This window comes from Burkholderia sp. TSV86, assembly GCF_001522865.1.
GTDB lineage: Bacteria > Pseudomonadota > Gammaproteobacteria > Burkholderiales > Burkholderiaceae > Burkholderia.
Genome location: NZ_LOWB01000040.1, coordinates 64,254 through 85,115, shown reverse-complemented (window position 1 = coordinate 85,115; position 20,862 = coordinate 64,254). Strand labels below are relative to the sequence as shown.

The 20,862-nt window shown below is 61.3% G+C and carries 16 protein-coding genes and 1 pseudogene; 5 read left to right on the top strand and 12 right to left on the bottom strand.

Annotated elements, in window-relative coordinates; all coding sequences use genetic code 11:
* Positions 1 to 4: 4 nt before the first annotated feature.
* A pseudogene (locus WS68_RS27335) lies at positions 5 to 169 on the top strand (IS481 family transposase); the annotation flags it as partial.
* A 30-nt stretch (positions 170 to 199) separates the two neighbouring features.
* Here WS68_RS27335 and WS68_RS07315 read toward each other — a convergent pair.
* The gene (locus WS68_RS07315; protein WP_231752966.1) at positions 200 to 454 is read right to left on the bottom strand and encodes a hypothetical protein; all 255 of its coding nucleotides are present in this window, start codon (positions 452 to 454) and stop codon (positions 200 to 202) included.
* A 203-nt stretch (positions 455 to 657) separates the two neighbouring features.
* Here WS68_RS07315 and WS68_RS07310 point away from each other — a divergent pair, with 203 nt between their 5' ends.
* Together WS68_RS07310 and uvrA are read left to right on the top strand one after the other, a co-directional pair.
* Positions 658 to 999: a hypothetical protein gene (locus WS68_RS07310; protein WP_156429387.1), complete on the top strand. Its 342-nt coding sequence runs from the start codon at positions 658 to 660 to the stop codon at positions 997 to 999.
* 103 nt (positions 1,000 to 1,102) lie between these two features.
* On the top strand, positions 1,103 to 7,012 hold the full coding sequence (gene uvrA / locus WS68_RS07305) for an excinuclease ABC subunit UvrA (protein WP_059570167.1): 5,910 nt from the start codon (positions 1,103 to 1,105) through the stop codon (positions 7,010 to 7,012).
* Between the two features lie 172 nt (positions 7,013 to 7,184).
* Here the strand turns inward: uvrA and WS68_RS07300 are convergent, their stop codons facing one another.
* The 11 genes from WS68_RS07300 to WS68_RS07250 all read right to left on the bottom strand — a co-directional run bounded on the left by WS68_RS07300 (position 7,185) and on the right by WS68_RS07250 (position 17,729).
* Positions 7,185 to 8,447: an APC family permease gene (locus WS68_RS07300; protein WP_059570160.1), complete on the bottom strand. Its 1,263-nt coding sequence runs from the start codon at positions 8,445 to 8,447 to the stop codon at positions 7,185 to 7,187.
* Positions 8,448 to 8,483: 36 nt separating this feature from the next.
* Positions 8,484 to 9,506 carry a zinc-dependent alcohol dehydrogenase gene (locus tag WS68_RS07295; RefSeq protein WP_082709862.1) on the bottom strand — a complete coding sequence of 341 codons (1,023 nt, stop codon included), beginning with the start codon at positions 9,504 to 9,506 and terminating at the stop codon, positions 8,484 to 8,486.
* Entirely contained in the window at positions 9,503 to 10,363 is an 861-nt protein-coding gene (locus WS68_RS07290) for a thioesterase II family protein (RefSeq protein WP_059570158.1), read from the bottom strand. The genes WS68_RS07295 and WS68_RS07290 overlap by 4 nt, the downstream gene beginning before the upstream one ends.
* A 39-nt stretch (positions 10,364 to 10,402) precedes the next feature.
* Complete coding sequence (locus WS68_RS07285; RefSeq protein WP_059570157.1) at positions 10,403 to 11,338, bottom strand: SAM-dependent methyltransferase; 936 nt, start codon at positions 11,336 to 11,338, stop codon at positions 10,403 to 10,405.
* 1 nt (position 11,339) lies between these two features.
* Entirely contained in the window at positions 11,340 to 11,612 is a 273-nt protein-coding gene (locus tag WS68_RS07280) for an acyl carrier protein (RefSeq protein WP_059570156.1), read from the bottom strand.
* A gap of 62 nt (positions 11,613 to 11,674) precedes the next feature.
* Entirely contained in the window at positions 11,675 to 12,547 is an 873-nt protein-coding gene (locus tag WS68_RS07275; protein ID WP_197419550.1) for an acyl-CoA desaturase, read from the bottom strand.
* A 198-nt stretch (positions 12,548 to 12,745) separates the two neighbouring features.
* Positions 12,746 to 13,714 (bottom strand): LysR substrate-binding domain-containing protein, encoded by a 969-nt coding sequence (locus tag WS68_RS07270; RefSeq protein WP_059570154.1) that lies wholly within the window; start codon positions 13,712 to 13,714, stop codon positions 12,746 to 12,748.
* 207 nt (positions 13,715 to 13,921) lie between these two features.
* Positions 13,922 to 15,049, bottom strand: a complete 1,128-nt coding sequence (locus WS68_RS07265) for an aminotransferase class I/II-fold pyridoxal phosphate-dependent enzyme (RefSeq protein ID WP_059570153.1) — start codon at positions 15,047 to 15,049, stop codon at positions 13,922 to 13,924.
* A 45-nt stretch (positions 15,050 to 15,094) separates the two neighbouring features.
* Positions 15,095 to 16,054, bottom strand: a complete 960-nt coding sequence (locus WS68_RS07260; protein ID WP_059570152.1) for a C-terminal binding protein — start codon at positions 16,052 to 16,054, stop codon at positions 15,095 to 15,097.
* Between the two features lie 56 nt (positions 16,055 to 16,110).
* A complete protein-coding gene (locus WS68_RS07255; protein ID WP_197419549.1) occupies positions 16,111 to 17,100 on the bottom strand; it encodes a TauD/TfdA family dioxygenase in 990 nt (329 codons plus the stop codon).
* A gap of 116 nt (positions 17,101 to 17,216) precedes the next feature.
* Positions 17,217 to 17,729 (bottom strand): GNAT family N-acetyltransferase, encoded by a 513-nt coding sequence (locus WS68_RS07250; RefSeq protein ID WP_059570150.1) that lies wholly within the window; start codon positions 17,727 to 17,729, stop codon positions 17,217 to 17,219.
* A gap of 281 nt (positions 17,730 to 18,010) precedes the next feature.
* On the opposite strand from WS68_RS07250, the gene WS68_RS07245 reads away from it, so the two are divergent.
* Entirely contained in the window at positions 18,011 to 19,066 is a 1,056-nt protein-coding gene (locus tag WS68_RS07245; protein WP_197419548.1) for an acyl-CoA desaturase, read from the top strand.
* 6 nt (positions 19,067 to 19,072) lie between these two features.
* The gene (locus WS68_RS07240; RefSeq protein WP_059570149.1) at positions 19,073 to 20,836 is read left to right on the top strand and encodes a fatty acyl-AMP ligase; all 1,764 of its coding nucleotides are present in this window, start codon (positions 19,073 to 19,075) and stop codon (positions 20,834 to 20,836) included.
* The last annotated feature ends 26 nt before the right edge of the window (positions 20,837 to 20,862 follow it).

The following is a 20,862-nucleotide window of genomic DNA, read 5'->3' as shown; positions in this document are numbered from 1 at the left end:
GTAGAAGATCTACGACTCGATCGCCACCTTGCAGACGGACCTTGATGCGTGGCTCGACCAGTACAACAATGAACGAGAGCATCAGGGGCGCTGGTGTTACGGCAAGACGCCGATGCGCACTTTCCTCGATTCGCTCGATCTCGCCAAGGAGAAACTCATCCCCCATTGACGACTCGTACTTTGTCGGCCCGACTACCTGTCAGATCAAGTCCCGGCTAATACAGCTAATGCCCACGGCCGAGCCGGTTGCAACAGGTGTCCCGCTGAAGGCGGTGCCAAGCGAAAATGAGCCCCCTTCAACATAGGCGAAGTGGCCTGAGTAGGTTTCGTCACCAAGGGTGATGGTGACTGATTTGTCTATCTGTTTTGCCACGCCGTGGGCCATCGGCCCCTGCGTGCGTGGCATCAGGTCGAAGTTATAGGTGGCGCATCCCTGAAGCGAAAGCGCCATCAACCCGTAAAGCCATCCCCGCGCCATGAGTCAGCCCGTCTAGTAGTTGGTGAGCAACCATAGCACGCCGACGAGGCGTTACACCCGCTTCAGCCGGTCACGGCAGGACCGGAGCAAAGCCGCCACTTCACGTTGCTTCTCCAGCCATTCACGCGACCGCATCCGAATGCATCGTTCACGATCATGATGATCGGTGTCGATGTTCGGTGCGTTTTTACTTGGATGATGATTTTCGTGGCGCGGTGCCGGCATGTGGCGCTTGGCCTGCCGGCGCCCGCATTTCGGGTGCGCGGCCTTTGTGGCTGACGCTGCTCGGTGCGGCGTTGATGTTCGCGGTGATGGTGACAATCTGCTTCACGCCCGCATTCCACATGACGCTGCTCTTCGGCATTCCGTTCCTGATTGTGCTGCCGTTGTGTATGCGGTGCGGCATCGGCGCGCGCCGCCGACGCGGCAACCGGATACGAAATAGCGCCGTGCCGGCTCAGTGCCTGAATGCCGAGATGGAAAGCTGTATGAATGTACAGTATAGTGTACGTCGAAATTGACCCGCGCCGGTGTTTCACTTTGGCGTGCACGCTATTCCTTCAGGCGTCTCGCGGTTTTCCGGCGCGGCGAACGTCGATCAACTCATTCAGACGGGCAGGCAAATTGTCAGCTAATAATCTGATTCGCATTCGTGGAGCGCGTCAGCATAACCTCAAGAATATCGATCTCGACCTGCGCACCGGCGAGATGACGGTCGTCACCGGCCCGTCGGGTTCCGGCAAATCGAGTCTCGTGTTCGATACCCTGTACGCGGAAGGTCAGCGGCGCTATGTCGAGACTTTTAGCGCGTATGCGCGGCAGTTTCTCGACCGGATGGACCGGCCGCAGGTGGACCGCGTTGACGGCGTGCCGCCCGCGATTGCGATCGACCAGACCAATCCGGTGCGCAGCTCGCGTTCGACCGTCGGCACAATGACCGAGCTCAACGATCACTTGAAGCTCCTTTATGCCCGCGCCGCCGAATTGTTCGACCGCAAGACCGCGCAGCCGGTGCGGCACGACACGCCGCAGACCATTTATGCGGACCTCCTCGCGCGCACGGCGGATCGGAACCCGCGGCTGGTGGTCACGTTCCCGGTCGAATTGCCGGAAACGGCGTCTGCCGACGAAGTCGAGCAATGGCTGTCAGCAAGCGGCTATACGCGGGTGCAGGCGCAGCGTGAAGTCGCGTCGCCCACCGGGCCGCGCAAGGTGCTCGACGTGGTGGCCGATCGCTTCCGTCTGCATCAGGTGGACAAGGTGCGCGCCGTCGAGGCGATCGAAGCGTCCCTGAAGCGCGGCGGCGGGCGGGTGAACGTCTATGTGCTCGCGCAGCCGTCCGAAAATCCGGACGATGCGGCGCCGGCGCCCGAGGTGTGGCGGTTTTCCACCGGCCTCCATCATCCGGACAGCGATTTGCGTTATGCGGACCCGCAGCCGGCGCTGTTCTCGTTCAATTCGGCCTACGGCGCGTGCGAAGCGTGCCGTGGCTTTGGCCGCGTGATCGGCGTCGATCTCGGCCTGGTGATTCCCGACGAGCGCAAAACGCTGCGCGGCGGCGCGATCAAGCCGATGCAGACGCCTGCGTGGAAGGAATGCCAGGACGATCTGATGCGCTATGCGGCGAAGGCGAACATCCGGCGCGATACGCCGTGGGCCGAGCTGACGCCCGACGAGCGCGATTGGGTGATCAACGGATCGCCCGACTGGAGCGGCAAGTGGCAGAGCCAATGGTACGGCGTCAAGCGCTTCTTCGGTTATCTCGAATCGAAAGCGTACAAGATGCATATCCGCGTGCTGTTGTCGAAATACCGCAGTTACACGCCATGCGAAGTGTGCGGCGGCGCGCGCCTGAAGACGGAGTCGCTGCTCTGGCGGCTCGGCACGAAGGAGAACGCCGACGCGGTGCTCGCGGGCGCGCAGCGTTTCATGCCGCGCGGCGTCGACTGGACCCGCGCGCAGCTCGAAGCGCTGCCGGGCCTGACGGTGCACGATCTGATGATGTTGCCGATCGAGCGCATTCGCCGTTTCTTCGACGGCATCACCCTGCCGAGCACGCTGCTCGACGATGCGCTGAAGCTGCTGCTTGCCGAAGTGCGCACGCGGCTGAAGTATCTGTGCGATGTGGGGCTGGGTTATTTGACGCTCGATAGGCAGAGCCGCACGCTGTCGGGCGGCGAGGTGCAGCGGATCAATCTGACGACGGCGCTCGGCACCTCGCTCACGAAGACGCTGTTCGTGCTCGACGAGCCGAGCATCGGGCTGCATCCGCGCGATCTGAACCGGATCGTCGAGGCGATGCAGCGCTTGCGCGATGCGGGCAATACGCTCGTCGTTGTCGAACATGACCCGTCGGTGATGCTCGCGGCCGACCGGTTGATCGACATGGGGCCCGGTCCGGGCGAGCGCGGCGGCACGATCGTCTACGACGGCACGCCTGGCGCGATCCGCTCGGCCCGCACGCTGACGGGCGAGTATCTCGGCGGCCGCAAGCACGTGACCGATACGTCGAGCTGGTTGCGCCGCGCGGTGGATGTAAACACGCCGCGCATCGTGCTCGAAGGCGCGAGCGAGCATAATCTGCGCGACGTCACGCTCGAGATTCCATTGCAGCGCTTTGTCTGTGTGACGGGCGTATCGGGTTCCGGCAAATCGACGCTGTTGCAGGACGTGCTCTATCCGGCGATGGCGCGGCATCTGGGCCGCGCGACCGAGTCGCCGGGCGCGTACCGCCGCTTGACGGGCGCGGAGCAGGTGAGCGATGTCGTGTTTGTCGATCAATCGCCGATCGGCAAGACCACGCGCTCGAACCCGGCAAGCTATGTCGGCGCGTTCGACGAGATTCGCAAGCTGTTCGCGAAGGCGCCGCTCGCGTTGCAGCGCGGCTATGGCGCCGGCACGTTCAGCTTCAACTCGGGCGACGGCCGCTGCCCGACCTGCGGCGGCAGCGGTTTCGAACACATCGAAATGCAGTTCCTGAGTGACGTCTATTTGCGTTGCCCGGACTGCGACGGCCGGCGCTACCGGGCCGAGATTCTCGAGGTGCGCATCGAGCGCGGCGGCCGCGCGCTCAGTATTGCCGACGTGCTCGATCTGACCGTCAGCGAGGCGGCGGCGTGCTTTGCCGCCGACGCCGAGGTGTTGCGCGTGCTGCAGCCGATCGTCGACGTCGGGCTCGAATACGTGAAGCTTGGCCAGCCGGTGCCGACTTTGTCGGGCGGCGAAGCACAACGGTTGAAGCTCGCGGGCTTTCTCGCGGAATCCGCGAAGGCTGGCAGCGCCCGCGGTGCCGCTGCGAAGCAGGCGCGCGACGCACGTCTGTTCATGTTCGACGAGCCGACCACGGGGCTGCATTTCGACGATATCGCGAAGCTGATGCAGGCGTTCGGCAAGCTGCTTGCGCTGGGTCATTCGCTGATCGTGATCGAACACAATCTCGATGTGATCCGCGCGGCCGACTGGCTGATCGATCTCGGCCCGGAGGGCGGCGATGGCGGCGGCCTCGTGCTGTGCGCGGGCACGCCCGATGAGGTCAAGGCGTGTGCTACCTCGCATACCGGCGCGGCGCTGTTGCAGTACGAGCGCGCGATCGGCGCTCAAGCGCAGCCCGCCGACGCGGGCATGCCGCTGCAGACTGCGTTGCGTGCGGCGCGTGCGCGGCGCGAGGTCGAAGGCGAGGACGTCGTGCGGATCGTCAACGCGCGCGAGCACAATCTGAAGGCGCTTGACGTCGATATTCCGCACGGCAGGTTCAACGTGATCACCGGCGTATCCGGTTCGGGCAAATCGACGCTCGCATTCGACATTCTTTTTCACGAAGGCCAGCGCCGCTACCTCGAATCGCTGAACGCTTACGCGCGCTCGATCGTGCAGCCGGCGGGGCGTCCGGAAGTCGACGCGGTGTACGGCATTGCGCCTACCGTCGCGATCGAGCAGCGGCTGTCGCGCGGCGGCCGCAAGAGCACGGTCGCGACGACGTCCGAAGTGTGGCACTTCCTGCGGCTGTTGTATGTGAAGCTCGGCCTTCAGCACTGCGTCCATGACGGCACGCCGGTGACGTCGCAAAGCGTCGAATCGATCACCGCGCAATTGTTGCGTGATCATCGCGGCGAGCACGTCGGGTTGCTCGCGCCGCTCGTCGTCAACCGCAAGGGCGTTTATACGGACCTCGCGAAGTGGGCGAAGGCGCGCGGCAATACGCATCTGCGCGTCGACGGCGAGTTCGTGAGCGTCGATTCGTGGCCGAAGCTCGATCGTTTCCGCGAGCATACGATCGAGCTACCGGTGGCCGATCTCATCGTGTCGCCGGATCGCGAGGACGAGCTGCGGCAGCGTTTGAACGAGACGCTCGAACTGGGCAAGGGCGTGATGCATCTGCTCGCGCCGCTCGATGGCCTGCAACAGGCGATGGCTCATCGTCAGTCGAGTGCGCGGATCGGCACGCTGGAAGTGCTGTCGATCAAGCGTGCGTGCCCGGTGTGCGGCACGAGCTACCCGGAGCTGGACCCGCGGATGTTCTCGTACAACAGCAAGCACGGCTGGTGTACGACCTGCGTGGGCACGGGCCTCGCGCTCACGCGCGAGCAGCGCGCCGCCTATGACGACACGGTGTTCGCCGAGGACGGCCGAGGCCGCGAACAGACGCTGCCTTCGGACGAGCAGGAACCGGAGGGCGTCGGCGACGAGCCGTGTCCGGATTGCGGTGGCACGCGTCTGAATCCGTTCGCGCGCGCGGTGACTTTCGATGGTCATCCGATCGTCGATGTCGCGCAATGGACCGTGTCGGATACGCGCCACTGGATCGATGGCTTGCAACTCACCGGCCGCGATGCGCAGATCGCACGCGATATCGTCAGCGAGATCGGCAGCCGTCTCGCGTTTCTCGAGGAAGTTGGGCTTGGCTACCTCAGCCTCGATCGCGCGGCGCCGAGCCTGTCTGGCGGCGAAGCGCAGCGCATCCGGCTCGCGGCGCAACTCGGCAGCAATCTGCAGGGTGTGTGCTACGTGCTCGACGAGCCGACGATCGGCCTGCATCCGCGCGACAACCAGATTCTGCTGAATGCACTGCGCAAACTTGGCGACAAAGGCAATACGCTCGTCGTCGTCGAACATGACGAAGACACGATCCGCCGCGCGGATCACATCATCGATATTGGTCCGAGCGCTGGCAAGCGCGGCGGCAGACTGGTCGCACAGGGCGGGGTGGCGGACTTGTCCGCGCAGCCCGAATCCGTGACGGGGCGCTTTCTCGCGCAACCGATCGTGCATCCGCTGCAGCCGCGCCGCAACGTGAATCCGCCGGGCGCGAAGAACGGCGTGGCGGTGCCTGAGAATTGGCTGACGGTGCACGGGGGCAAACTGCATAACCTGCGCGGCGTCACGGTCGACATTCCGCTTGCGAGGCTCGTCGCGGTGACGGGCGTGAGCGGGTCGGGCAAGTCGACGCTCGCGCGCGACGTGTTGATGGCCAACCTGCTCGATGCGGTGGGTCGATCGGTGCTGTCGTCGCCGGCCACGCGCCGCGCGCGCAACGCCGCGCAGCGCGACACGCCGCGCGCGACGCAGACGGCGGGGCGCCGCGCGAGCGTGCTGGCGCGCAGCGCGCCCAAGCCGTCGTTCAATGTCACGCATGTGTGGCAGGGCTGCGAGTCGATCAGCGGCTGGCAGTCCATCGACCGAGTGCTCGAAGTCGATCAAACGCCGATTGGCAAAACGCCGCGCTCATGCCCGGCGACCTATATCGGCGTTTGGGACGCCATCCGCAGGCTGTTCGCGGATACGCTTGAGGCGCGCGCCCGCGGCTACACGGCGTCGCGCTTCTCGTTCAACACCGGAGAAGGACGTTGCCCGGCATGCGAAGGGCAAGGCGTGCGCACGATCGGCATGAGCTTCCTGCCCGATGTGAAGGTGCCGTGCGATGTGTGCCACGGGCAGCGCTTCGATCCGCAGACGCTGGCGGTTACGTGGCGTGGCAGGAACATCGGCGACGTGCTGACGATGGAGATTGACGAAGCGGTGGAGTTTTTCGCGGCGATTTCGAATATCGCGCACCCGTTGCAACTGATGAAGGACGTCGGCCTGGGTTATCTGACGCTCGGCCAGCCTTCGCCGACCTTGTCCGGCGGCGAGGCGCAACGTATCAAGCTCGTCACCGAACTCAGCAAGGTGCGCGACGACATCACACGGCGCGGCCAGACGGCGCCGCATACGCTTTACGTGCTCGATGAGCCGACCGTGGGGCTGCACATGGCGGACGTCGCGAAGCTGATTCGCGTGTTGCACCGGCTCGTGGATGCGGGGCATAGTGTCGTCGTGATCGAGCACGACCTCGACGTGATCGCGGAAGCGGACTGGGTGATCGACCTCGGCCCGGAGGGCGGCGTGGGGGGCGGCGCAGTCGTGGCGGCGGCGCATCCGGAAGGGCTCGTGAAGGTGAGCGCGAGCCATACGGGGCGCGCGCTTGAGCCTGTGCTGGCGCGTGGCGGCGTGGATCGAGGCGAATGGGCGCGGCAGGGGGCGGCGGACGTCGGCTGAACAAGGCGCTTTTGACGAGCACCCCAGTGCAGAGTTGGGCATTGGGGCGTTACGGGAAGCTCGCGGGCCGATGCCTGCCTGTTGTGCTTGCACATCGTCGGTTTGCCAGTGCGCGGGGCCGCACGACGAAACGTATCTCGATTCGCTGACGCGGGGCAGTGATCGGCATTGCTCAAACCGACAAGCCCGGACGTTTCGCACGGTATTGCTGATACAGCATGCCGGCGATGAGCAGCGCGATCGGATACAGCATTCTGTAGCTGAAGCCCGCGAGCAGGAAGGCGCACGATATCGAGCCGAGTACCATCAGCGGCCAGCGGCTGGGCCCCGTCTCTATTTTCCAGAAGCAATAGAGACATGCGACATAGAGCACGAGGAAATTCTGGTTGGCGATCAAAACGAGATCTTCGATCTTGAGGTGGAAGATTGCCGATGCGATCAACACGGCCGCGAAGCAGCCGGCGAGCAGCAGGAGTGCATTGCGCGGTATGCCCCGGTGATCCAGTTTGCCGAATGTGTCGGGCAGCAGGCCGTTGCGGCCCGCCGAATAGAACAGGCGGCTCGCGCCAAATACCCACGCGTTCGCATTTGCCAGAATGATGACGAGTGTCGCGATCGAGAAAAGCTGCCGCCATTGGGCCGGCACGAGGTGGGCGATGCCCTGCGTGACATTGACGTGCGGGTCATGAATCGACGCGCCGTTCATCGTTGCGGCAAGCGCGAAGTAGAGGACAACGACGGTCACGAAGCTCAGGAAATAAACCTGCTTGATCGTTTTATTCGGATTCTTGAATTCTTCCAGGCCGAACGACATGTTTTCCCAGCCCAGATAGGCCCAGAAAATCAATACCGTCACCTTCCAGAGCGATGCCGGATGCATCGCGGTGAAATCGGGGGCTGTCCATAGCCGGCCTCCGGTAATCAGATCGGGTAGGCGCAGCGCGGCAAGGATGAGGACGGTCGCGACGATCAGCAGTAGTGATACCTTGTTGATCAGCGTGGTGGTCCGCACGCCGCTCAGATTGAATAGCACGGCGGTCAGCAGGAACAGCGCCGACACGACGAGAAGCCTTCCCGGTTCGATGCCGAACGCGGTGAGCGCGTAACTTCCGCCGATCATCGCCAACGCCGGCACGGAAAGCGGAAACGTGCCGCAAAGCACGGCCGTGACCCCATATTCAGCGCGTTGACCGAGTGCGGCCTCTACATAGCGTGAAATGCCGGCGGCGGATGCGAAGCGCGCGCCCAGAACCGCGAAAATCCAGATCAGGGGCACGCATGCCAGCGTGCAGATCAGCCATCCCCACGCCGCGGTTTGGGGGGAACTGATTTGAAGCGCGAGGCCGGGCAGTCCGAACAAACCGGAGCCGATCACCATGCCCACCGCGAGCGCGATGCCGCTCGAGAGCGAAATTTGTCGGCGCAGCGTCGTCATCAAACAGCCCTCTCGAACGTTTGCGCCTTTACGGCGCTAATTAAGGTCTAACACGATTCGCCCTCGTATTTGCCGTTGAAGAATAGCATCAATTGCCTGGTTAACCATATTCAGCGGACGTACCTCGATTTGCGCCGATACCGATCCGGATGAAACGAATTCGAGCGCTTCTTTCAAATCCTGGCGACTGCCGATAATCGAACCGCGTGTTGTCAATCCTTTCACAACGGTATCGAAGATCGACAGCGCAAAGCTGCCCGGCGGAATACCCACCAATACGCACGTGCCGCCACGGCGCAACATGCCGAGGCCCTGCTCGAATGCTTTCGGCGAGACGGCGGTAATGAGCGCGCCATGCACGCCGCCCGTCACGCGAGTCACCCGGCTGACGGGAAATTCGGTTTGCGCATTGACGACGATGTCCGCGCCGAGCTGAGTCGCAAGCCGCAGGCGGTCGTCGTCGATATCCAGCGCCACGACTTGAAGTCCTAATGCTTTCGCGTATTGAACGGCAAGATGCCCGATACCGCCGACACCGGAAATGGCGATCCATTCTCCCGGCTTGACGCCGGTTTCCTTGATTCCTTTATAAGTCGTCACACCGGCGCACATGATCGGCGCCAGTTTGTACGGGTCGCCTTGCGGCAGAGGCACGGCGTAATCGCCCGAAACGACGCAGTATTCGGCGAATGTGCCGTTCAGAGAGTAGCCGGTATTTTTCTGTTTCAGGCAGAGCGTCTCGCGTTTGCTGGTGCAGAATTCGCAAATGCCGCAGGCGCTGTTCAGCCAGAAGACGCCGACCCGGTCGCCTTCGCGCAGATGTTTGACGTTTTCTCCGCACGCCGAGATAAAGCCGACGGCCTCGTGTCCTGGAATGAGCGGCAAGCGGGGTTTGAGCGGCCATTCCGCGCGAACGGCATGGATATCGGTGTGGCACACACCGCTTGCGGCCAGCCTGACGAGCACCTGATCCGGGGCGGGCGACGGAATCGGAACGTCGCAGATGGACAGAGGCTGATTGAATTGTTCGGCAACGGCGGCTCTCATCAGATGGCTCATGATGTCATGCTCGCGTTGTCCAATGCGCGAATGGGTCCGGCGGGCGTTGGCATCATGGGCGGCTGGCCGACGCGCAACGGCAGCGAATCCAGGATTTCCGCGATGCGCGCGACGAGCAATGCTTGCACCGGAAGCGAGAAAATATGGCCCCCCGGAAGCAGCGCGCGCTCGAAATGGCCGTCGGCCTGATCGATCCAGGATTCCCAGTCCTCACGATACATTTCGTGGTCCTCTTCGCCGAGGAATGCATAGAGCGGGCATGCAAGCCTGGGTTCGTCACGATAGTCGTAGATGTCCGATAGCTGGAGATCGGCGCGCATTGTCGGCAGAAATCGGTCTCGCCACTTGGGTTTATCCAGCAGGTCGGCCGATGTGCCCCCCATGTTTCGAAGGTGCGCAACCAGGTCGGCGTCGCAGAGCCGGTGAAGGAACGGATGACGAAGCGGCTTGTGCGGCGCGCGGCGTCCGGAGACGAATAGCGCCACCGGCTGCACGTTGCGATGGCGGCGCAGCGCGCGCGTGATCTCGAATGCGACAAGCGCGCCCATGCTGTGCCCATAGATCGCGAGGGGCCGATCAAGCAGGGGGTCGAGCTGCGGCAGCAGATGCGCGATCAACGGTTCGATCTCGGTGAAGGGAGGCGTCGCGTTATTGTCCTCTCGTCCCGGAAGCTGGGCTTTGACGAGATGTATGTCGGGACGCAGATATTGGGGCCAACCGTTAAATGACGATGCGCCGGCGCCCGCATGCGCAAAGCAAAGCAGGCGCACGCGCGCAATGCCCTCGGAGGGCGCGTGCCGTAGCGACGGCGATGATTCGCTCATGGCATCCGTCCCGAAAGAAATGAGCAACGCCATGCCCCGATGCCCGGTTCACGCATGGCGTTGCGGGCAAGCTCAAGCCAGCTTGAGACGGGCAGGCCCCCAGATTTCGCTGCCGGTCACCGTCCACGAATCGGTGATCGGGCGCAGCGTGAAGCGCAGCAGGTTGAGTTTTCCCATCCGAAAGCCGACGGAGCCCAGCTTGAAGAAACGCTCGAAGGTCCGCACCTGCTCTTCGCCGACCATGGCGACCGCCTTGTCGCGGTCCCGGCGCAGATTGGCGGCCCATGCGTCGTAACTTCTCGCGTAATCGAGCCGATCGTTGCGCACGGTGACGATTTCGAACAGACCGTCGACGGCTTTGACGATTTCGTTCAGATACGGAAGATCGGAGTCCGGATAAATTTCCGTATTCATGAAGTCGCTGGCTTCTTCGCGCTTCATATTGCCGTATGCGATGGTTTGCAGCGACATTCGCCCGTTCGGCGTCAGCCAGCGGCGGCAGCGCTCGAAGAAATCACGGTAGACGCTCAGTTTTTCGGATTCGGTTTCCTCGTGCTTGGCGAAGTGCTCGAATGCGCCGATCGAGATGATCGAATCATAGGGCTCGGGCGGTTCGTGAACCGCCCAGTTTTCGACGCGCACGCTTACTTTCGGCAATTCGAGCGAGCGAAGGTGATCGGCTTGCGCATCGCTTAGCGTCAGACCCACGACCCTTTCGATATGCGGCATGTTCGACAAGCGCCGAAGGATCGTGCCCCATCCGCATCCGACTTCGAGCACAGAGCGTGCCTCATGTGCGCCGGAGCTGACGAGGTGCCAATCGATCTTGCGATTCTGGGCCGTGTCGATATCCTCGTCGGGCCGGGAGAAAAGCGCGGCCGAATAGGTAAAAGTCGGGCCCAGCATCAGCCGCCAATAGTCGTTGCCGATGTCGTAATGGTGGCGGATGCCTTCGGGAGAGCCGCCGTATTTTTCGCCTTCGCGATCGCGTAAGCTGATTGCATTCATGTCAGGCCACCTGTTTGGAGGAAAGGCGCGATGCCAAATGTTGGGAAAGCGAACGAAGCGTCGGGTATTCGAACAGCAACTCGGGGGCGAGTTCGACGTTCAGCGTTTCTTCCAGCTCCATGATCAGCGACACGGCAGTGGCGGAATCGAGCCCGAATCGATCGACCGCGACAGTCGGATCGATTTTCGATTTCGATAAATTGAGCGTGTTCGAGATGAAGTCGACACACCATGTTTCGATCGACGATGCATCGTTGAGTATGGGCGTTGTCATGGTTGAAGCCTCCGTGTCGATAGGACGGGTGAGGATGCGACTTTCGGATGAAGCGGCGCAAATCAGGTTTGAATCGCTTCGGCGGTTCGCTTTGCCATGCTTTCCGGGGTCGGCAGTTTGACGTCCCATGCAAGGCCGAGCGCCTTGAGCATTGCGATGAACCAGTACGCAATATCGGCGCGATACCATGCAAGGCCGAACGATGCGGAGAACGGGAACGCATGGTGATTGTTGTGCCAGCCTTCTCCCCAGGCGAGCAGACCCAATACCCAATTGTTGCGGCTGTTGTCGTTCGGATTTTCGCGTAACCGGTAGGGGCGCGCGCCTATGGTGTGAAGCACCGAATTGAGCGCCCACATCGAGTGGCCGACGACGAACATGCGCACTACGCCACCCCACAGCAGGCCGGTGAGCGCGCCATACCAGCTTTGCGTGACGAGGCCGCCGATGGCGGCCGGAATCGCTAGACCCAGCAGGATCCACCAGCTGTAGAGCCGGCCGGTCTTGACGATCGCGCGGTCGCGCAGCAAATCGGGCGTGTAATGCGCGACATTCGGATATTCGTGCTTGATCATCCATGTATAGTGCGCATGAATGAATCCGCGAATGCGCTGCATGACCGATGTGCCGTGCAGATTCGGCGAATGCATGTCGCCGTCTCGATCGGCGCGCTCGTGATGCCGGCGGTGCATCGCTACCCACGAAATCACGGCGCCTTGCCCTGCCATGCAACCGAAGATCGCCAAGGCGACGCGCACTGCGGTCACGGTTTTGTACGAACGGTGCGTGAAGAGCCGGTGATAGCCCGCGGAAATGCCGAGTCCGGTCAAAAGCCACATGACCATGAACAGCGCGATATCGACCCAGGTAACCGGCCGATAAAAAGCGAGCACAATGGCCGCTATCGTGCCGAATAGCGGAAGAACGTCGAACAAGATGAAATGCCGGCGTTGCAAGCGGTGGAGAAAGGGCGCGTCGATGGCCAGCCGGCGTCCGGGAACAGCGTGTGATTCCTTGAAAGTCTCATCGATGACTAATGACATGACGTGCTCCAATCGACCATGAAATTCTCGACAAAAAATTTTGGATGCCGAAATTTATCGAATGAGGCGACACATCTCGGTTCGAGCAGATTAGCGCGCGCTTGGGCTCGCAACAATTGAGTTTTGTGAGAGATCGGTTAATTCGAATGCAATGGAGTCGCGATTGAGCGCACGCGCTTCATCGAGCAGCCAGTGGATAAAGGTCTGGACTTGTATTCGATCGCGATCCTTTGGGCGAACCAGTGCGTAGAATTTGCAATCGGGAATGAAAGGCCGTTCCGTCAAGCGGATCAGCTTTCCGTTTCTGATATATGGATCGATCAGGACATCGAAGCCGGGCGCGATGCCGAGCCCGTTCGTAGCGGCCTCGTAGACGAGCGAGAGATCGTGCAGGAATAGCGTCGACTCGCGGGCATCGTCATCGTGTTCGACAATGCCGAACGCTTCCGCCCAACTGGACCAAATGCCGTCCAAATGCCGGCAGCAGAGCAATTTCCCGGACAAAATGTCGACCGGGCTTCGCGCATGCAGATGCTTGTATGCATATTGCATGCTGGATACCGGGAACATCGCGACATTCATCAGCGGCGTGGCTTCGAGCGAACTCCATTGACCGTCGCCGAGCCGGATTGCAATGTCGAAATTGTCGCTGACAGCATCGAGTTCTTGCGTAGACGTTTCGAATTCCAAGCCAATGTTGCCGTGGCGCTCAGCAAACCGATGCAGCCTCGGAAATAGCCACGAAATCGCAAATGCCGGGCGCACGCTGATCCTGAGGCTGCTCTTGCGAGGGGCGACGCGCACGCCTTCGCAAGCAACGCGTATTGCCTCGATCGCAGGGGTCAGGCGCTGCGCATATTCGCGTCCGGCCTCGGTCAATTCGAGCGAGCGGTGTTCGCGCTGAAATAGTGAAATGCCGAGTTCAACTTCGAGTGCCTGGATTCGCCTGCTGACAGCGGGTACGGTGATGTGCAGGACGGAGGCCGTCGTCGTGAAACTGAGCGACTGGGCAGCCACGACAAACGCTTCGATCGATTTGAAAGGGGGAAGGCGGGCCATGGCCGGATTCTCGAAATCTATTTCTTGAATGCATGCCAGTTATGGCAATTTCCCGAAATTCGTCAGCAAACCTTAAGGATTGCTCCTCGCGACTGAGATCGGGGTTGGCTATTACAGCGTAGCAAGTTACGGCATCAAAAAAAAGAAAAATGAATTTTGGCAGCATTAATTGGCCATATTAAACCTTGGCTGAACCGGGCGAATTTTTCAGGAGCTTTCCCTGAGTGCGCAAGCAGCGGGGCGGTTTCGCATGCCGTCCAGGATCACGTCCTGAAAATAGCGGCGTGTCTCCAGCGGCGCGGCCGTCACGCGAATCAGCTGATTCAAATGGCCAACGGGCGGCCGTCTGACAAAGATGTCGTGATTTTCGAGCCAGTTCGCGAAGTAAAGCGCATTTTCCGGCGTACCGAAATCGAAGGCGACGAAATTAGCCGTTGAAGATAGCGTGGGAACGCCGATTTGAGCGGCTATCTCATAATAATGTCGATTGGCTTGAATCGTTTCGGATACGACATGGTCGACGAACACCGTATCTCGATATGCAGCGAGCGCGGCTTCTTGCGATGCTTTGGCGACGCCGAAGTGCAACCGAATCGAATCGAGCGCTTGTACCAGCTCGGGGCGGCCGATCAAATAGCCGACTCTTGCGCCCGCGAGCCCGTAAGCTTTGGAAAACGTGCGCAGGCGAACCAGATTGGGGCGCTCGAGTGCGCGCGGCAGCAACGTTTCAATAGGAGCGAATTCGGCATAGGCTTCATCGAGAACGACCAGACAATCGCCTGGCATGTGATCAATCCAGCTCAGCAGAGCGTTCGCGTCGAAAAAGGAGCCAGTCGGATTGTCCGGATTGGCGAGATAAATCAGCTTGGGACGGTGACGCCAGGCGAGTGCTTGGATGCCGTCGAGATCGTTGACGTAATTAGGAAGATACGGTTGCTGGATCAGTCGGGCACCGAAGCCGGCGGCGTGGTAATCGAAGGTGGGATATGCGCCGAGTGAGGTGACGACGCAGTCACCGGGTTCGATGTAGGCTCTGAATAGCAGTTCGAGCAGGCTGTCGATTCCTTCGGCTACCGAAATACGATCGATGCCGATTTGCCAGCTTTCGGCGATGGTGGTTCGCAGATCGTAGTGTGTGGGGTCGTTGTAGTAGCTGGATTCTGCGAGACTTTTCTCCCACGCCTGCTTGACGGCATCGCAGACGCCGAACAGCGATTCGTTCGCACCAAGCCGGGCGCGGTACGGGCGGCCTCGCAGACGCTCGAGCGCCTTTGCGCCCAAAAAGGGGGAGCGGTTGTCGAGGCTCGCGACGATTCGATTGAGCGGTGGCAGCATGATCTGTCTCGTGAAAGAACCTGCGTGAGGGCTGCTCGGCTTATTTCAATTCACAATGGTCCGGACTTCTTCGCCACGGAAAAAGCACTTCGCGGTCAGGGCGGACTTTCGCCGCATTTCCATCAACGATGCATCGGAATAAAACGCCGAATGCGCACTCAATAGCACCTGCGCGCTGTCGCGTATCGCGGCGGGAACGGCAGGCTCGCCGGATAGCACGTCGAGCGCGGCACGGAATTCGGCATGGGTCTGCAGATGCTCGATCAACTCTTCCTGGCGAATGACGTCTCCGCGCGACGTATTGATTAGAATGCCGTCGCGTGGCATTAGCGATAGTTGTTTCGCGCCGATCAGGCGGCGTGTCGCCGGGCTGCTTGGCGTATGCACGGAGATGATCCGGGAGCCGGAAAACAGCGTATCGAGATCGTCGACGCGTTCGACGCCGAGCGATTTTTCGACGCCGGGCGTGAGCCACGGATCATAGAAGGTGCAGATCATGCCGAATGCGCGTGCGCGCATCGACATCGCGGTTCCGATCCGGCCGAATCCGACCAGGCCCAGATGCAGCCCGCGCAGGCGCGGCACGGGGCCGATGTCACGCCAGTCCCACGCAGCGCGGGCGGTCGTATTCGTCGTGCCGAGATTGCGTACGATGTAGAGCAGCATTGCCATCGCGTGATCGGCGACTTCCTCGGTGCCGTAATCGGGAACGTTGGCAACCGGTATATCGACGCTGCGCGCGAACGATACGTCGATATTGTCGTAGCCGACTGCCGCGCGCACGACGCCGCGGCAACGCCTCATACGGCTGAAGCTGCTGGCGCCTAGCGGCACCGGATGCCATGAGATGACGACGTCTGCCTCCTCGAGGCGGCCGTCTATTTCAGCCTCATCGCGCACGCGGCAGAGTTCGACCGTATGTTCGCTGCCGAATACGTCGCGCTCGATATCCAGCCCTTCGAGATAGGTGGATTGCGGACCATCGATGACCAATACGTTGCCCATGTCGCCCTCCTAGCGTGGCGGAACCGCATGGCACTGCCGGAAAGCAGGGGCGCGGTTCAATGCGTGACGACGGTGTTGCGGATCAGTGCGGCCAGGATTCGGCGCTGACCCCGATAAGCGAGCCGGCCGTGCATCGCTAGAACGTTGTCGAGCATCAGCAGGTCGGATGCCTGCCATTTCAGCGGTACTTCCATTGCCATCAGCGTTTCCCAGATGTGCTCGGAATCGTCGCGGGCGACGGCCGAACCGTCGCGATGAAATACGTTGTCGAGCATCTCCGGATGGTCGGTCATCGCCGTTCGTATCAGTTCGCAATGTTCGGTGCGGCCGTCGCGCTGCGCCCACTTCAGCGTGCAGTCCGGCGTATGGTAGTGCGCCTGATTGAACCACACGCGTTCGCCCGTCGACGGGTGGGTTTTGAACGCGGGCAGCATTTCCTGCCAGAGTTGCAGGCAGCCGTTGGGCAACCAATGGATGTCCCAGCCCTTGTCGCCAGCGATTCGTTCGACTTCCGAAGGATCATGTGTTCCGAAGACAGCCGGCCACGCCTTTGGAATGCCGGGGCGCAGATGCAGCATGTCGGGCGTCGGCAGCGTGCGCCTTACCCGCAGGCCTTGCCGCTCGAACCGTTCCCTGATGCCGGGCGATAGCCGCCGCGTGATCTCGCGTGCGTCGGCTATCGTCGTTTCTCCGCCTTCGGTGGGCGGGATGTCGCAAAAGAACGCGACGCGATCGGGGGGATTGGCCGTATAGGCCATTTCCTGATGCAGTGCGAGCGTGTATTCGTGTGGCAGGTCCGTGGCGGTCAGGATATTGCCAAGCACGGTATGCCGGGGCGCTGTTCCGCCGATGTAGTCCATCAGGTGGGCAGCGAGCGCGCCGAGCGCGCGGCTGAACGGCTCAGCGCCGTCGAGCGCGCTGAATCCGCGCAGCAGCACAGCGCCGTGTGTCGACAGATGCGCGTCGAACAGCGGACGATGCTCGGCGAGCCACGCAACGACGCTGTCGATGTCCGCATCGCGTCCCGACATGATTTGTATCGTCATCGGGAGCATTCCTTCATTGAGGAACGTTTCTTCGAACCGAATCACGTTGCGCCTCCGTTTCGATAGCAGTGAGCGTGCCTTCGCCTGATGATTCGAGCGCAGGGCAACGGGACGCGTCAGCGCCTGCTGTTTTCGTAGTCCGATTGCAGAATAGACATGACGAGCGCATCCGGATGATGCCCGTCTCTAAACGCGTTCCTGCGTTTCATGCCTTCCCGCACGAATCCGGCGCTGTCATACAGATGGATGGCCGGTTCGTTGTCGGCATAGACGACCAGCTCGATCCTGTGCAAATCGAGATAGCGAAAGCCGAGCCACAGCGCGGCATCCAGCAGCTTGCGGCCGGCGCCTTTTCCCACATGCTGATCCGCGACGCCGATCGCCAGCGTCGCGATATTGCGCCATCTCCCCTTGCCCCATTCAAGATAGACGTAGCCGATCGCTTGATCGTTCAGCGCCGCGATGATCCAGTGGCGGGTGTCGCTTGGCTCGACGAGGCGTTGCACGTCGTACTCGCTGATATAAGGAAGCACGGTCAGGCCGCGGATAAAATTGTTTCCCGACATGAATTCAACGAGGCTGGCGGTGTCATTTCGCCGGAGTCCGCGAAGCTGTATTTCGTCGCGCATAGGAGACTCATCGAACGGGGAAAGATATCGGGAGCTTCAGGTTAAAGGCTGGTTTTGATATGAACAATTGCATTTTGAAATTGGACGATTGAATTTTTTTCAACGTTGATCGAGTCAGCAGGCGTGCGCGAAAGACGCTTGCATGTCGCACAACGATGGCGCCGAAAAGATCAATTGTCGAACGGCGCTCGGCTGGATAGCCTTGGTAGGGCCGAGCGGTCGAATGTCGGACCGCGCGATCGCGCTATTCGATTCGATTTCCATTTCAGAAGGAGCCGTTCATGTCGACGCCTGCCAGCGACCTTCATTCTTCGGCCGAGCTTGCCGGCTCGGCCGCCTCTTATCGAAAAAGCGAGCAGGCGCTGGACGAGCCGGCGCCGGTGCGTCGCAAACGGGACCGCACGGCGATCAGCAGTCCCTATCTGCATCGGCTGCAACGGCGGCATTTCCTGTTATTCGATGTATTGCCGTTCGTCGGGACCTTGTGCGCGCTCGGCCTGCTTTATTATCAGCCGCTCACGGCGGTCGATGTCGGCCTGTTTTTTCTGATGTGGGCATTGACGGGTTTTGCGCTGACGGTCGGATTTCACCGCTTGTTTACGCATCGGGCATTCAAGACCAGCGCGCCCGTCAGAGTGATCTTCACGATTCTCGGCTGCATGGCGGCGCGCGGGCCGATGATCTCGTGGACGGCGATGCACCGCCGCCACCACGAACTGGCCGATCACGAAGGCGACATGCATTCGCCAAACATGCATGGCACGACGTTTACCGGACGCTTGCGCGGCTGGTGGCATGCGCATGTCGGCTGGATGATTCGGCATGAATACCCGAATGTCGCTCATTACGTTCCCGATCTGCTCGCGGACAAGCCCGTCGTCAAAGCCGACCGTATGTATCACTTATGGATTGTGGTAGGTCTTGCCGTGCCCGCGTTGCTTGGCGGATGGCTGACGCACAGCTGGATTGGCGCGCTGACCGGATTTCTGTGGGGCGGCGTAGTCCGGATGTTCGTCGTCGAGCAGTCGGTGTCGGCGCTGAATTCGCTATTGCATTTGTTCGGTTCGCGGCCGTTCAAGATGCAGGACAACCGCAGCCACAACAATCCGCTACTCGCGATACTGACTTGGGGCGAAGGCTGGCACAACAATCATCACGCGTTCCCGGCATCGGCGAGCTTTGGGCTGAAGTGGTACGAGGTCGATTTCGGCTATTGGGTGGTGCTCGCGCTGGAGGCTTGCGGGCTGGCATGGGATGTACGGCGTATCGAGCCCGAACGGATCGCGGCACGCAAGGCGGTTTTGAATGCGCGCTTGGCTGACGCTCTCGACCGGTGACGCACGATGGCGGACGAACAACGATATGCGTCGCTGGTCGATGTGCTGACTCAAAAGGCGCGCTATCAGCCGGCCGACCGCGCGTATGTATTCGTCGACGATTCGGGGGGCGAACAACAGGCGCTGACGTTCGCGGAACTCGATGCATTGGCCGGCAAATTGGCGGTGCGGCTCGCGGGGGCGGCGGCGCTGGGCGAAAGGGCGCTGCTGGCATTTCCCCCTGGACTCGAATTCATCGTCGCTTTTTTTGCGTGCTTGAAGGCGGGATTGATTGCCGTGCCGATCATGCCGCCCAAGCAGACGCGCATGCGCGACGCGACCCGAAGCATCGTGCTCGATTGCGCGCCGGCTCTGTGTCTCAGTACGGAAAAGCTGGCCGCTTCGCTCACGCAAGTACTGACGGATACGGCGGCCAGTCCTCCGGCGGTCATGACAGTCGAGCTGGACGAGATTCGTGCGGCGCAGGCGCTCGAGACGTGCGTCGTTTCGTTTTTGCAGCCGATCACACGCGAATCGCTGGCCTTCCTGCAATACACGTCCGGCTCGACTTCGTCTCCAAAGGGCGTGCAGGTATCGCATGGCAATCTGCTGGCGAACCTGCAAATGATTCTCGAGACGTTTCGCAACGATCGACACTCGACCTACGTAAGCTGGGTGCCGCTGTATCACGACATGGGGCTGATCCTCAATGTGTTGCAGGCACTGTATGCGGGCGCGCTATGCGTGTTGCTTGCGCCTGTCGCATTCATGCAGCGGCCGCTGGCGTGGATTCGCGCGATCGATCGCTATCGGGCCCAGATTGCGGGCGCACCCAACTTCGCGTTCGATCTTTGCGTCGAGCGCATCAAGAAGGAAGCGCTCGACGGCATCGACTTGTCATGCTGGCGAGTCGCGTTCAACGGCGCGGAGCCCGTTCGGGCGGATACGCTCGATAACTTTGCCAAAGCGTTCGAGCCGTTCGGATTCCGGCGCGAATCGCTGTATCCGTGTTACGGAATGGCCGAAGCGACGTTGCTGATTAGCGGCGGGATGCCGGGGGGCGGCGCCGTCACCCGGCCCGTCAGTGCGGCCGCACTCAGCGATGGGCGCGTTCTGCCGCCGTCGTGCGCTGACGATACGAAGCGTCTGGTCGGATGCGGGCGCGCGCTGCGGGCAGAGGAGATTGCGATCGTCGATCCGGTTGCTCTCACGCGCGTTGAGCAGAGCCGCACGGGCGAGATATGGGTGAGAGGGCCGCACGTGAGCTGCGGCTACTGGAATCGGCCTGACGCGAACGTGCGCACATTCGATGCGCGTATTCATGGCGAAGCGCGCGGAAGGTGGCTGCGAACCGGGGACCTCGGTTGCATCGACAGCGCCGGTGAACTTTACATCACGGGGCGGCTGAAGGATCTCGTGATCATTCGTGGGGTGAATCACTATCCTCAGGATATCGAACTGACTGTCGAGCGCAGTCATCCCGCGCTTCGCGCGCATTGCAACGCGGCGTTTTCGGTCGTGCTCGATCAGCAGGAGGTATTGATTGTCGTTCAGGAAGTCGAACGGACTTGGCGGAACAATCTCGACTTCGACGAACTGATCGGCGATATCCGGCAGGCGCTGGTTCGTCAGCACGAGCTGTTCGCACACGATATCGCGTTGATTCGGCCTGGCACCATCCCGAAGACCACGAGCGGCAAGATACGACGCGCGTTGACGAAAGAGCTTTGGCTGAGCGGTACACTGGAGCGGGTGACCGGGGCGCTGACGAACCCTCAGATCGAAGATTAGAATGCACGCGACCGGCTGGTCGCGCC

Bases quoted from the DNA above. Each gene is read 5' to 3' on its own strand.
- WS68_RS07265 (WP_059570153.1), bottom strand. From the start codon at position 15,049: ATGCTGCCACCGCTCAATCGAATCGTCGCGAGCCTCGACAACCGCTCC.
- WS68_RS07300 (WP_059570160.1), bottom strand. From the start codon at position 8,447: ATGACGACGCTGCGCCGACAAATTTCGCTCTCGAGCGGCATCGCGCTC.
- WS68_RS07270 (WP_059570154.1), bottom strand. From the start codon at position 13,714: ATGGCCCGCCTTCCCCCTTTCAAATCGATCGAAGCGTTTGTCGTGGCT.
- WS68_RS07245 (WP_197419548.1), top strand. From the start codon at position 18,011: ATGTCGACGCCTGCCAGCGACCTTCATTCTTCGGCCGAGCTTGCCGGC.
- WS68_RS07280 (WP_059570156.1), bottom strand. From the start codon at position 11,612: ATGACAACGCCCATACTCAACGATGCATCGTCGATCGAAACATGGTGT.
- WS68_RS07255 (WP_197419549.1), bottom strand. From the start codon at position 17,100: ATGACGATACAAATCATGTCGGGACGCGATGCGGACATCGACAGCGTC.
- WS68_RS07290 (WP_059570158.1), bottom strand. From the start codon at position 10,363: ATGGCGTTGCTCATTTCTTTCGGGACGGATGCCATGAGCGAATCATCG.
- WS68_RS07295 (WP_082709862.1), bottom strand. From the start codon at position 9,506: ATGAGCCATCTGATGAGAGCCGCCGTTGCCGAACAATTCAATCAGCCT.
- WS68_RS07260 (WP_059570152.1), bottom strand. From the start codon at position 16,054: ATGGGCAACGTATTGGTCATCGATGGTCCGCAATCCACCTATCTCGAA.
- WS68_RS07240 (WP_059570149.1), top strand. From the start codon at position 19,073: ATGGCGGACGAACAACGATATGCGTCGCTGGTCGATGTGCTGACTCAA.
- WS68_RS07250 (WP_059570150.1), bottom strand. From the start codon at position 17,729: ATGCGCGACGAAATACAGCTTCGCGGACTCCGGCGAAATGACACCGCC.
- WS68_RS07285 (WP_059570157.1), bottom strand. From the start codon at position 11,338: ATGAATGCAATCAGCTTACGCGATCGCGAAGGCGAAAAATACGGCGGC.